The following is a 13,155-nucleotide window of genomic DNA, read 5'->3' as shown; positions in this document are numbered from 1 at the left end:
CTCAGGGCGTGCTAAATGTGCGGAGGCATTCAATCAGTTTGCAGTCACGACGGACTGAGACGTGTATGCATTTTCCGAGTCGTGGTAGCCAGTTTACTGGCTCTTCGCGGTTCGTGGTGAATGTTCTGCCGTGATGGGTGTTCATGCCGCTGTTCTGGCGGCACTGCGCAACAGGATACGCGTTTTATAGTTGCCTGCGTTCGTGAATCCCCGGCCTGTCCTTTTGATGTGCTTGATCGCGGTGTTATTGGCTTCGACTTTCGCGGTTGTCGCGCCGGTGACAATGAGGACCTCGATCTCTTTCCACCACCGGCAGACCGTGCGCCAGAGCCGGTTCGTCTCCGGCTGAGCGGCCCGTTCGACCAAGACCTGCAGGCGGTCTTTGGCAACGGCCGCGTCTGCAAGGGAACCGGTAATCAGCAGGGCCCGGAGCTGCTCCTTGACCAGCCACGCGGCCTGCAGCTTTCCGGTGGCGTCGTCGGTGGCAAACACGGTGCTGAGCCTGGCGCGTGCCCGGTCCGAGAGCGTGTCGCCAGCACGGAGGAGCAGCCGCCGGTTGGCCCAGACTGGATCGATGGAGCGCCCCCGCCGACCATGAACCTGCTGGGTGAGCCTCTGCCGGACTTCGGTGAGCATGTCATTGCCGAGCTTGACCAAATGGAACGCGTCGACCGAGACAGCGGTCCGCGGAAGCCACATCCGCAGGGCCTTTCTGAACGCCGCCGAGGGGTCAATCGCAACGACCTGCACCCCAAGCCGCCACTCCAGCGGGCGGGCGAACAGCCAGTCTCCAACCCCGCCACTGTCGCGGCCGTCCACGATGCCAAGGACCTGCCCGGTGTCCAGATCGACAATGGTGGTCATCCAGGGTTCGTAGCGTTTCCAGGCCTTGGTGGCTGGGTCGCGAAAGAACCGCACGGACCGGTAGCGGTGTTCATCAATGCCGAGCATCCGCGGGGCCAAGGCATCGACATCAGGCAGGGTGAGGGCTGCGGAGTCCAGGGCTTTCTGGACGAGCCACCATGAAACACCGAAGGCAGCGGCGACCTCCGCCGCTGCCCGCCCTGACCCGATCACCGCGGCCACGAGGGCATCCCGAAGCCGGCTGGTAGACCGTGCCCGGCGAGGGACCTGGGAGGTCTCTTCGGTGAATGTCTGTCGTGAGCACAGGTACTCATCGCAGAAGAACCGTCGCTTTGCCCAGACCACCTCAACCGGCCCGGCGACGGGGATGTCACGCAGCCGCTGGGGCCGGCGGGAATGTACGCGACTGCCGATCACGCCGCAGGACGGGCAGCCCGCCTCTGCGGTTGAACCGACATGGATCCGTCGCTGCCCGAAGGCAAGAATCTCGGTGCCGGTGACCCGGTAGTCGGGCAAGTTGAAGATGGTGGTGGCAGCATCTGGGCGCGGGGAAGTAGGCTCGATCAAGGCTCGTAGCTCCTGACTTGATGAATGCGTAGAGAACATCCATCACAGCAGGGCTGCGGGCCCTTCAGCTTTCAAGACACGGAACGCGTTTCACCATCTACCGCGAAGAGCCAGTTTACTCGCTTCTGTGTCGGGAGCGGTCTGACGGTAGACTAGCCCCGGCGCGAAGCCAGCGGCCAGTCTGGGGGTCCAACCGGAACCCAGCTTTCTATTTAGGGGGATCAGGGTTTGGACCTGAGTGACTACTTGCGTGTCTTGCGTCGTAACTGGGTTTTGATGCTGGCCGTCACACTGGCGGGGCTTTTAGCTGGCGGGGCAGCCGCCTTATTGACAAAGCCGACATACACGGCTGACACTGAAATCTTTGTGGCGACTCAAACTGCTGGTTCCGTTCAGGAACTCCAGCAAGGCAATACCTTCACCCAGGCCCGGGTGCAGTCCTACGCAAAGGTGGTCGAGTCCCCAGTTGTGCTTCAGCCGGTAATCGATTCCTTGGGTCTCGATATTAACGCTGAACAATTGGCCAGGCGGGTTGAAGCCAAAACGGATGTAAATACCGTTCTCCTCAATATCTCTGCTTCTGATAATTCGCCTGTGCAGGCTGCCGCCATCGCGCAATCCATTGCGAATAGTCTGGTGCAGGTCGTGGACGGTTTGGAGAAGCCCCGAACCGGTGGACCCTCACCGGTCAGCCTTTCGATAATCAAACCTGCCAAGGCGCCTTCGTCACCCTCCGAACCAAACACGCGCATGGATCTACTCCTGGGGCTTGTCGTCGGTCTGGTCCTTGGGACAGTTGCAGCAGTCCTTCGTACGATCTTTGATACCCGAATCCGCGGCGAAGCAGAAGTGCGTGCCGTTACCGAAGCACCTCTCCTTGGAGGCATATCGTTCGATCAGGGTGCCGTGCGGAAACCGCTCCTTACTCAGGCTCCGTCTCAAAGCCCAAGAGCAGAGTCATTTCGTCAACTGCGGACCAATCTGCAGTTTGCGAATGTGTCTGGGCATGCCAAGACTGTTTTGGTAACCTCGTCGCTCCCTGGCGAGGGTAAGAGTACTTCAGCAGCTAACTTGGCAATCGCCATGGCACAAGCTGGTAGTTCAGTATGTCTTGTGGACGCCGACCTACGCCGACCAATGATCAGTGAATATTTGGGTCTCGAACGTAATGCGGGGCTTACGACCGCCCTGGTTGGTGCCGCCGACGTGTCCGACCTCCTCCAGGGGTGGGGAGACGACGACTTGTTTGTCTTGACCTCGGGCCAAATACCTCCGAACCCTAGCGAACTCCTCGGCTCCCAGGAGATGCAACAGCTCATCGTTCAGCTCGAAACATCTTTTGACGCTGTAATTATCGATGCACCTCCGTTATTGCCGGTAACAGATGCGGCTGTTCTTTCTCAGTTCGTGGGCGGAGTGATTTTGGTAGTGGGCTCGCAGAAACTTCGAAAGAAAGACATCGAAAAGTCAATTGCTGCGCTGCAGATGGTAGACGCCAACCTGCTTGGGATAGTGCTCAACCGGTTGCCGGCTAAGGGACCGGAAGCTTACACATACACGTACTACAGCAACCATGAGCAGGTTGACGCAACGTCTGGGTCGTCACGGAGAGGCGGTGGCGCTAACCGCTCCATGCAAGACAACGCCAGCGCTACTCTCGCGCAAGAGGATGAGGCAGCCGAAGTTTTCCCGCTTTCCAGTACGCATCGCCGCCGCCAATAAAAGATGAGATGGTAGGCAGCCACATGGACTTATATTGCGGGTTCGACTCGTGCGCCATCTCGAACACCTAATAGTTCGTTTCCATGAAATTAGCAAGGACTAAGACCGCATGAATTATGAGAAACAGCCTCCTGAGGAAATAGTGCAACCGTCTCCGCCCCTCTTTTCGACTGCCCAATTGGGCGGACTGCCGGTAGCGGTGTCGAATCTTGAAAATGCCGCAAAGAAACTTTGTTGGATTGCTTCTAACGGTAGCCGGAACAAGGGTTTGGCTATTCATCTCGTGAATGCTTACACTATTGCTCTCGCCGACCAGGATAAAGACTACGCTGCCGTGTTCAAGGACAGCTCCGCAAATCTTCCGGACGGCAAACCTCTCGTATGCGCCGGAAATATGAAGGGCCACGCGCTCCGCCAGGTACGCGGGCCCTCGTTGTTTCGAGAAGTCGCGAAAGTCGGTCGCTCGACGGACATCAAGCATTTTCTTCTAGGCGCAACTGATGAAACGCTGCGACTACTAAAGGCTGAGTTGCAAGATCAATATCCGGGGATATCAATTGTCGGGGAAATAAGCCCCCCATTCCGCGAAATGACCCATGAAGAAATACTCGCTCAGGACCAAGAAATCTTGAAGTCTGGTGCCCAGATTGTCTGGGTAGGACTTGGTACGCCCAAACAAGACTTTGAAGTGCAGAGGATCGCCGCTTCCCTGCCAGTTATGGCCGTTGCAATAGGCGCCGCATTTGACTTTATAGCCGGAACAAAAAGGGAGGCCCCTGAGTGGATGGCGAAGATTGGTGTCGAGTGGCTCTTTCGCTTTGCGTCTGAGCCGCGAAGGCTCTGGCGGAGGTACCTCTTTGGAAATATTCGTTTCTTACAAGCGATAATGAAGAAGAACTAGCACAATGAAGATTGCCCTTGTGCACAGTTTCTACGCCAGCAAGACACCAAGCGGCGAGAATATTGTAGTTCTATCCCAGATGGCTGCGCTCAGAGATGCTGGTTATGATGTCAAGCTCATCGAGGTAGAAACTGATGAGTTGAACCGGTCTCGGTTATATCCGATCCGTGCGGCGATGAACGTAGCCTCGGGTGGCGGCATTTCGCCTTTGAAGGACCTAAAAGCCTTCCGACCGGACATCGTGCATGTGCACAACCTATTTCCAAACTTCTCAACCAACTGGCTGCAGCAATGGACGGGTCCCGTAATTGCGACGCAGCATAACTATCGACCCATGTGCGCAGCTGGCACTCTTCTTCGCGACTTGGAATTTTGTTCCTTGTGTCCTGATCACGGCTCGAAGCATGCCGTGCTGAATGCCTGTTATAGAGATTCGCGCTTAGCTTCACTTCCCCTTGCTATCAGGAACCGTAATGGCGTAGCTGGTGATGTTCTTCTTTCCAGGGCTGACCGTGTCGTTCTTTTGTCCGAGCGCTCGAAGGACATTTATACGAATGCCGGCCTAAGTCAGGAAAGAACTGCTGTAATTCCCAATTTTGTTTCCGATGAGGGATTTTCCCCGACTTCACCAGCTGGGAAGGATTGGATCTTTATCGGACGCCTGACGGCCGAAAAGGGGGTAGAGCGTCTAATTGAAAGGTGGCCTAATGAAAGGTCCCTGCGTATATATGGGGACGGCCCACTGCGCCAGCGCCTGAGTCGAATGGCCCCTGAAAACGTAGTATTTGAAGGCGGTATTGAGCGGCGGCAAGTCCCTGGCATTCTTTCGAAATCTCGCGGACTGATTTTCCCGAGTCTTTGCGTTGAAGGTGCGGTTCCCTTGACATATGTTGAAGCCCTTGCGGCCGGTCGTCCGGTTGTGGCCTATACCGGAAACGGCGCTTCGGACGATATCAATCAAAGCCAAGCAGGAGAGGTATTTGCTGACTGGTCTGATATCCCGGCAGCCCTACAAAGAATCGAAGACGACGAAAAGAACTATGCCTTACGGGCCAGAGACCGTTATGAAAAAGTTTTCACCAGAGAGTCCTGGCTGGAAGCAACGTCAAGCCTGTATACCAGCGTTCTAGCGAAAAGCAAGCCATGAAGAAAGTAGTCATACTACAAGAATACGTGCCGACTTATCGCGAACCCCTGTTCAGAAGACTTATACAACTCGGAGAAGCTAACGGTATTGCTATCAGCGTTGCCGCCGGTCATCCTGAAGGTAGCCAATCTCGCCGCGGAGATGTCAGCGGCGCGGACTTCGTCCTGCCTCTGAGGCAACGCGAAATACGGATTGCCGGTAAGAGAGTGGTATTCCGTCGTATAAAGCCTATTATTGACGGTGCCGATCTAGTCGTTGTTGAGCAGGCGCGTAGGAACCTAGACGCTTATGGGCTCTTGCTTAGTCGTGAGCGATTCCCACGTGTCGCTTTATGGGGACACGGTAAGGATTACGTGAAGCCTGCAACTGCAGTGGATGCCAGACTTCAGAAATTTCTCACTCTGCGCTCGGATTGGTTTTTTGCCTACACGCGTAGTGGTGCGGACGCCGTAAAGGATTTGGGATTTCCTGCCGATAAAATCACTACGCTAAGCAACAGCGTCGATACGACTTCTTTAGTTCGAGATGCATCAAGTATCACAGAAAATGAACTAGTGGACTTCCGCGCCTCGCTCGGACTCACAGAAAAGGTGGCAGTCTTCGTCGGCGGGCTCGACAGTTCGAAGCGGATACCATTCCTCCTAGAGGCCGCCGCTATCGCGCACTCCTTAGACAGTGAGTTCAGGCTTCTTGTTGTCGGAGACGGAGATCAGAGGGCGCTTGTTGAGGACTTTTCGAAACGAAATAGAGCGATTGTCTACCTTGGTCCTCTTCATGGAAAAGATAAGGCTAAAGCTCTATTATCGGGATCAGTAATCGCTATGCCCGGTCGTGTCGGCTTGGTCGCGGTCGACAGCTTCGCCCTTGGTCGTCCAATCGTCACTACAACGTGGCCCTGGCATGCACCGGAATACGACTATTTGCAGCCTGGTCTGGATAGTTTGGCTATCACTGACGACGTTCGCTCCTATGGCGAGGGCCTCTCGGGTCTAGTTAGTGACAAAGTTCGGCTCCTACAGTTGCAAAGAAACTGCAGGGACAAAGCGAGCGACTACACCATTGAAGCCATGGCGGACCGTTTTTTGGCCGGCATAAAGCGCGCCGTATTTGAGGAGTAGGATATTTTGTGATACACGTGATAATGGCGAGTCATAATCGACGTAATCTCACGTTGGCATGTCTAAGAAGTTTAGAGAACTCTGCTGATAATGGGGCGTACACCATCAGAGTCCACCTTTTTGACGACGGCTCTTCTGATGGCACTGAAGCCGCTGTCAGATCGGAGTTTTCCACTGCAGAGGTGATTAGGGGTTCGGGCTCAGCTTTTTGGGCGGCCGGTATGGCAGCTGCCGAGCGGGCAGTGCTAGCAGACCGCGAGGTTGAAGACGATGATTTTCTTTTATGGCTAAACGACGACGTGGTTCTAGATGTCGATGCCATCCAACGACTCATGCAGTGTGCACTAGAGCGACCCGGCATAGTGGTTGGCGCAGTTCGAGATCCACAATCTGGCTTGCTGACATACTCTGGCCTCAAGCGGCATGGATGGCACCCTCTGCGGTATGAGCGTGTTCATCCTGATCAAAACTTGCCAATTCAAGTTGATTCCCTGAACGGCAATGTCGTTCTTGTAAAAGTCGGGTTGGCACGCAAGCTCGGTGGTATAGAAGGGCGATTTGCGCATGCTTTTGCCGACATTGACTACGGGATCCGGGCAATGCGCTCCAGCGTCATTATTTGGCTGGCGCCGGGGACGGTCGGAACTTGTCCGACAAATGGGGATGCACCTCGTGGCACAATTTCTGCTGACTGGGCTAGTTTTCGTGGCATTAAGGGCGGTGGAAATTTTTCGTCGCTTCGCCTGATACTTGGACGAACTCATCCCATGACTTGGCCCTTTTATATAGGCTTGACCTACTGCTTATGGTGGATAAGGCGCTTGTCAGTCCGCGTTATTAAGACCTAACCAGGTTAGTTGGGAAGCTCGTTCAATCCCACTGGGCTGCGATTATTCTCAGTTCAAAACGCTTCAGCTCGAGGGCCCATAGCCTAGAGTTAGAGATGGAACGAATTTCCCTAGTATAGCTATGTCTCGGGTGCCCTCCGGTTTTGGTGAGGAGAATCTCTTACCAGTACATCGGACATTAGACTACGCAGCGGCGGGAGAAACATTTGCCAAATTATGCGGTTCAAGCGCCGCGCACCGCGGCTCCCCGTCCGGCCAGCTGCCCGAGGAAACCGGCGCTAATGCCGTATGCCGATATCATTCCCCCATAAACGTCATCCCAAGTGGGTGAGCTTACCATCCTCATTGTTTCCACCGTCGCTGTGGTTAGCGGCCCCGCTCACCCATCACTAACTGGACATCCTGGCTGGGCAACCACCTTCCAGCACTTAGACTACTGGTTGAACGAGTGCTGCATAACAATTTGCCGATCGTCCGGGGGGACAGACATGACAGAACCGGCGGATCAGAATGCAGGTGCCCCAGCAGAGGATGCAGGGCAGCCGCAACTGCGCCGACGCCGCGACCTTCGCCGCGCCAACGGCTCAGTGTACGATGCCTGGACAGGAACCATGCCAGAAGTAACACCCAACACGCCCAGCCAAAACGACGTCGGAGAGCCGGTTACAGGCCGCACGTCCTGGGCGGAAGCAGCTGCCGCAGCCGATGCCTCTAGACAGTCCCGCTCGCTGGCTCCAGTACAGCCCGCCATGCAACCAGGCTCGTATCCGGTGCTGCAACTTAATGGGGCTGTACCAGCCTCCCAGACTAGGCAAGATGCCCGTTCCGCTTCCGTGGCGCCCTCGGACACGCCCGTCGAGGGGAGATCTGTCCGCAGCCGTCGGCCCGCAAGGGCAGGTGCCCCCGCCGAAAATGCCCTGCCGGACTTCATCAGCTCGCCGGGCCTTTTCGTCAAGGAACAGAGACCGCGTCCCGTTGGCGGCTTCCGCGGCGCCATTTATAAGCTGACCGGCGGTGCCTGGAACTTCGGCCCTGGCCCAAAACAGCGCAAGGAAGACGAGCTGGCCCGCCGGATCTCGCGCCAGCTGCAGGGCAGCTACAACACCGCCGTCCTCAGTCTGAAAGGCGGAATTGGCAAGACCTCCACTACAGTGGGTGTTGGTTTGACCCTTGCCGAATATCGCGGCGATGCCCCTTGTGCCATCGACGCCAACCCTGACTCCGGGGATCTGGTTGAACGTGCGCTGGGGGAGGGTATTTACCAGCAGTCCAGCCCGCGCACCATCACGGACCTCTTAGAGAACATCGACTCCATCGATTCGCTCACAGCTCTTGCTCGGTACATGCACCATGCCGGCCGCCTTCACCTGATCGCGGGGGAGCAAGACCCGGAGGTCTCGGACTCGCTGACGGCAGAGGAGTATTTGCGTATCCGCAAGCTCATCTCCAGCTACTACGCCGTAGCCCTCACTGACTGCGGCACTGGTGTGACCCACAATGCTATGAGCGGGATCCTTCAGTCCGCCGACAACCTTGTCATTGCCGCGGGCTACGCGGTCTCGGGCGCCAAGCGCGCCCGCAGCACGCTGCATTGGCTCGCCAGCCACGGGTACGAAGACCTGGCCCGGAACGCGATTGTCGTAATCACTGACAAGGACGAGGTATCTTCCAGAGTGGACAAGGACGCCATTGAAGGGCACCTTGCGGGGATATGCCGGGAGCTCATCGCGGTGCCTCACGACCGCGGTGTTGCCGACGGTGACCTAGTGACGCTGGATGTTCTCAAGCCTGAAACTCGACGCGCTTACAAGGAGATTGCCGCTGCCATTGTGGACGGCTATCAGTGATTCCTCACCGCTCCTACGCTTATTTGTTCCTGGTCTTCTACTTCTAGGATGGACCCCATGTCGCTGATCAGCCGCCTTATATATTTGCGCCGTTCGCCGCTAAAGCGATTGGTGAAAGAAGTACTTGCGCTTTACGGAGTGGAGGTTCCTTCGACCGTGGAGGTTGGTCCTGGATTGCGCGTATTGCATCGCGGGTTTGGCACCGTGATACATGGTTCGACCCGCATCGGGTCTAGGGTAACCATTTATCAGGGGGTGACGGTGGGGCGGGGCGACGTCTGGGTTCCTGGTAATGAGTCCAAGATGGATCGGGTAATCGTTGAGGACGGCGCTGTGCTTTGTGCCGGAGCAAAGATCCTAGGCAAGGCTGGAACCCTGACAGTGGGCGCCAATACGGTGGTCGGTGCCAATGCGGTCCTGACTATGAGCACTGGTCCGAACGAAATCTGGGCGGGCGTTCCTGCACGTAAAGTAGGCGTTCGGCCTTAGTGCCGGAGGATCTGTCTGCTAGCTAGAATCGGCCGGAACAAGGTGATGGGGGAGAGATGAGCGCGGTTATTGGCGCCCTGTATGCACTGCTGGTAATCGCGGGAGCGGTGTCTGCACTCGGGCTCGCGGTTGCGTGTCTGCGTAAGTGGCCGGTTTTAGGCCTGTACCTCGTCGGCCTTTTCGTATTAGTCGCATGGGAAATACCTGTGCCCATCAACGTCATCGCAGCGGGTGGTCTGCAAATCAAGGCAGAGGACGTGATCGTCCTAATACTTGCCGTTGACACGGTACTAAGTCCTGAACGCCTGCTCACTGTTACCCGGCGTCGGAATCCACTTATGGTTTGGCTTGCTGTCTGCCTCGGAGTGGTAGTCGTGGGCAGCCTTCTAATTTTTGGTAGCTCAGCTCTCAATGAGGCGCGGCCTCTTATCTGGGGCATTGTGTGCACGTCATGGTTCCTCAATCATGACTGGGAAGACGCAAAGTTACAGCAGCAGTTCCAGAAATGGGTGGCTCTCATCGGCTGGGGCCTAACATCTATTTTTTGCTACCATGCCGCAAAATACGGGCTTGGTAGTGCTGACTCTTTCGTCTCAGTCGGGATCAATAGCGGCATTGAGCAAACGCAGACGGGTCGGCCCCTTGTATCCGGACAAGCCATGACCCTTGCATGCCTGGGCTTCATCCTGTTCACGGGTAAGCCCCGGCAAGGATGGCGTCTGGTAAGCGGTCTCGTCTTCATTCTCACAGCTATGGCATGCCAGCACCGCTCTGTCTGGGCGGCTGTGGCTGTGGCGACGGTTTTTGGTTTAAGCAGGCTCAGAGGCTCGTTTTTGCATCATTCAATTTTCTGGGGTGCGTACTCTTTGATCATTCTTGGGGGGCTTGCGCTTGCGGGTGTCTTCGATCCTCTGGCTGAGAGTCTTTCGTATTCCCTGTCAAGCAGCGGTACGTATCGAGAGCGTGAGGGCAGCTGGCAGCTGCTCGTGGGCCAGGTTCTGGACAAGGGGCCAGGCACGGTGGCTTTCGGCTCTCCCTACGGATCGGGTTACGACCGAGTCGTCGACGGCGTATTTGTGACTTATTCTCCCCACAACTGGTATGTAATCATCTTCTTGCGGATGGGACTCTTTGGCCTGATTGGGTACGTGGCACTACTCTTGTCCATCTCCGTCAACCTTCTTGCGCGGCGGGAGTGGGTCGCTGCGAGCTCGTTTTTTGGTATCGTGATTTATTGCTGGGCCTACGCGCTGCCGTGGTACATCACTCCTGTGTTCGGATGGTGCGCCTTCCGGGCGTGGCGTGGTTTGCCTTCCAGCGGCCGACTACGCCCAAAGTTGAAATACGTTTCCCCGGCCTACAAGCACCTTTCACAGGCCTCAACGAGGAGTTGACCCACAGCGCCGCCCGGCCCTGTGAACTATAGACATCCCATTTCGGAATGAATGTCTGTGCAACTATCCCATCTGTTCATCATTAGCGGACTGAACGTGCTGCCGAGAGAAGCGCCTCTTGCCTCGGTGAAGCTGAGGCGTAACGGGCGAAGACCAGCCACCGCGAGAGGAGCTAATCGGGGGGCGTCGGTCATTTGACGCGACTGCGCGATGGCTCATGGAATCCAGGTACTAGCCTCTAGGTGTCATGAAGGTCGGAACAAATAGGAAGACCGCAGAATACGCGGAGCTACTACGCGTGAACCAAATGCGACTAGGGACGAGCCTGCCGGCATGTGACGGAGGCTTACTCGAGTAGTTGGGCTAGGCCCTGTAGCAGGTTTTGCGCAATACCCCGTCGGCGCCCACTTTCTGCGGTTCTTACTCCAGCGCATGTCTGGAAAGCTAGCGATTTCTCTTTAGGGACTGAAGATCCCGAGCTACCAGGAAGTGTACCGGTTGGTGCTGGAGGGCTAAGGCTTACGACCTACCGCGTATCCACGTCCTCAAACACCAGGAACGTCTGGGTGTCCAGCACGCCGGGCATGGACTGCAGTTGGTCGAAGATGACCCGGCGCAGGTCGATGTTGTCCACGGCGCGGACCAGCAGGATCACGTCGAAGTCGCCGCCGACCAGGGCGATGTGGTGCACCTCGGGGATGGCACCCAGCTGGTCGCGCAGTTCGCGCCAGGCATCCTGCTTCAGCTTTAGGGTCACGTAGGCGGAGGACTTCAGCCCCGCCTTGATGGGGTCCACCACGGCGGTGAAGCGTGACAGCACCCCGTCACCCGTCAGCCGGGCGATGCGGGTGTAGGCGTGTGCCCGGGAGATGTGGACGTTCTCCGCCACCTGGGTCACGGACATCCGGCCGTCCCGGGTGAGCTCGGCAATGATGCTCCGGTCGATGTCGTCCAGCGGCACCGGGTCCGTCCGGGTTTCCTTTGCTGGCATCTTCTCCACGGCCCCTACTCGTCTTCCGGCCCACATTTGCAAATCGTCTCCCAGTTTAGGCAGGCTGGAGCAGCTTCTCTACGATTCCGGTGCGCACCGGATACGAAAAGTCCCTCTGGTGCCCCTGCGCGAGGACAGGCTCACCGGGCGCGGCCACGACCACACACCTGGGCCGCCGGTGGTGCGCACCGGTCCCCGGGCGGCGGGAACAGCGGGGCGGCTTCCGGTCCCTCCGGGCCCTGATAGTTCGTAATATTGGGCGTGACTTGATCAAACCTTGAGGGTGTGTTTTGTAGCATCGCGGCATGGCTAGATATGGGGGAACTTACAGCGTGCGGCAGTCGCGGCGGGAGCTGAGGCAGCGGAAAATAAGGGTACTTTCGTATTTTCTGCTGGCTGCGCTGGCCGTCACGACGGTCGCTGTTGTGGCGATGGCGTTGCGGAGATAACACCTGCCGGCGGTGCGGTGCTGTTGCCGTGACTTGTCATTGCACGTGTCACGTGCTTAGGTCTGGGTGATCGTAGATCACTCTGACCGATGGAGACTGGTGTGGCTATATCCGAGTACGCCTTAGCCCTGAGCCTGCTGCTGGGCACCCTGCTCGTTCCTTTTTTCGCCGTGCACCAGATGCTGAGGCTCAAACGACGCGCCATACGGGCCACTGTTCCCGACGTGCCACGGAAGGACCGCGCCTGACATGCCGTACGTGGACATCAACCCCCATAAGGGCCGCCCCAAATGGCAGGGGTACGCCATGCTGGCCGTCCTCCTGGTCCTCACCGCATCTGCAGTGGTCGCTGCCTTGGTACGGGTCTGACGCAGGAGTAGCCTCCCGGGTTCACGTCGGCGGAGGGCCTTAGCCTGTCCCGGCGTCCCTGCGGCCAGGGACTCAGCGCCGCCGGGCGTCGTGGAGTTCCGCTGCCCTCCGGATGAAGTCGCAGTCGCTGGGGGAAAGAATGCTTTCGCCGTGCCGGTCCTGTTCGAACTCGGCTCCGGTGGCCTTTTTGATCTCTGCCGCAATGGTCCGGGGGAGGATGCAGCACCCCGGATTGTCCACGAGCCAATGCCGCGTCTCTGGTTCGAGCCGGTCCCACAGCTGCTCAATGTCCATTACAGATCCCCGCCCTTTGTAATTTCCCTATGCATGAATGATGTGAGACGGAGGGGACCGCAGTGTCCCCTCCGCGTCTGCGGCCGCACCAGGAGATCCCCATGTAGGGGAGACCAGTCGCCTGTGCGGAATCTTCTCCCTGTGATGAGTGGAAA

General features: G+C 57.3%; 11 protein-coding genes. 8 read left to right on the top strand and 3 right to left on the bottom strand.

What is annotated here, in order from left to right:
• Positions 1 to 141 precede the first annotated feature (141 nt).
• A complete protein-coding gene (locus tag ACJJV6_RS03265) occupies positions 142 to 1,431 on the bottom strand; it encodes an ISL3 family transposase (protein WP_407709387.1) in 1,290 nt (429 codons plus the stop codon).
• Between the two features lie 228 nt (positions 1,432 to 1,659).
• Here ACJJV6_RS03265 and ACJJV6_RS03260 point away from each other — a divergent pair, with 228 nt between their 5' ends.
• The 8 genes from ACJJV6_RS03260 to ACJJV6_RS03225 all read left to right on the top strand — a co-directional run bounded on the left by ACJJV6_RS03260 (position 1,660) and on the right by ACJJV6_RS03225 (position 10,897).
• Entirely contained in the window at positions 1,660 to 3,153 is a 1,494-nt protein-coding gene (locus ACJJV6_RS03260) for a polysaccharide biosynthesis tyrosine autokinase (protein WP_407709936.1), read from the top strand.
• A 109-nt stretch (positions 3,154 to 3,262) separates the two neighbouring features.
• Complete coding sequence (locus tag ACJJV6_RS03255; protein ID WP_407709935.1) at positions 3,263 to 4,054, top strand: WecB/TagA/CpsF family glycosyltransferase; 792 nt, start codon at positions 3,263 to 3,265, stop codon at positions 4,052 to 4,054.
• A gap of 4 nt (positions 4,055 to 4,058) precedes the next feature.
• Positions 4,059 to 5,201: a glycosyltransferase family 4 protein gene (locus ACJJV6_RS03250; protein WP_407709934.1), complete on the top strand. Its 1,143-nt coding sequence runs from the start codon at positions 4,059 to 4,061 to the stop codon at positions 5,199 to 5,201.
• Positions 5,198 to 6,319 (top strand): glycosyltransferase family 4 protein, encoded by a 1,122-nt coding sequence (locus ACJJV6_RS03245; RefSeq protein ID WP_407709933.1) that lies wholly within the window; start codon positions 5,198 to 5,200, stop codon positions 6,317 to 6,319. The genes ACJJV6_RS03250 and ACJJV6_RS03245 overlap by 4 nt, the downstream gene beginning before the upstream one ends.
• A 23-nt stretch (positions 6,320 to 6,342) precedes the next feature.
• Positions 6,343 to 7,167 (top strand): glycosyltransferase, encoded by an 825-nt coding sequence (locus tag ACJJV6_RS03240; RefSeq protein ID WP_407709932.1) that lies wholly within the window; start codon positions 6,343 to 6,345, stop codon positions 7,165 to 7,167.
• Between the two features lie 488 nt (positions 7,168 to 7,655).
• Complete coding sequence (locus ACJJV6_RS03235; protein ID WP_407709931.1) at positions 7,656 to 9,014, top strand: MinD/ParA family protein; 1,359 nt, start codon at positions 7,656 to 7,658, stop codon at positions 9,012 to 9,014.
• Positions 9,015 to 9,071: 57 nt separating this feature from the next.
• Positions 9,072 to 9,503 (top strand): serine O-acetyltransferase, encoded by a 432-nt coding sequence (locus tag ACJJV6_RS03230; protein WP_407709930.1) that lies wholly within the window; start codon positions 9,072 to 9,074, stop codon positions 9,501 to 9,503.
• Between the two features lie 56 nt (positions 9,504 to 9,559).
• On the top strand, positions 9,560 to 10,897 hold the full coding sequence (locus tag ACJJV6_RS03225; protein WP_407709929.1) for a hypothetical protein: 1,338 nt from the start codon (positions 9,560 to 9,562) through the stop codon (positions 10,895 to 10,897).
• A gap of 526 nt (positions 10,898 to 11,423) precedes the next feature.
• On the opposite strand, the gene ACJJV6_RS03220 is transcribed toward ACJJV6_RS03225, so the two are convergent.
• Positions 11,424 to 11,888: an Lrp/AsnC family transcriptional regulator gene (locus ACJJV6_RS03220; RefSeq protein WP_407710459.1), complete on the bottom strand. Its 465-nt coding sequence runs from the start codon at positions 11,886 to 11,888 to the stop codon at positions 11,424 to 11,426.
• An 890-nt stretch (positions 11,889 to 12,778) separates the two neighbouring features.
• Positions 12,779 to 13,000 carry a hypothetical protein gene (locus tag ACJJV6_RS03215; protein WP_407709928.1) on the bottom strand — a complete coding sequence of 74 codons (222 nt, stop codon included), beginning with the start codon at positions 12,998 to 13,000 and terminating at the stop codon, positions 12,779 to 12,781.
• Positions 13,001 to 13,155: the final 155 nt, after the last annotated feature.

Source organism: Arthrobacter nitrophenolicus, from assembly GCF_045833485.1.
Lineage (GTDB): Bacteria > Actinomycetota > Actinomycetes > Actinomycetales > Micrococcaceae > Arthrobacter > Arthrobacter nitrophenolicus.
This window is presented reverse-complemented; position numbering and strand designations above follow the sequence as displayed.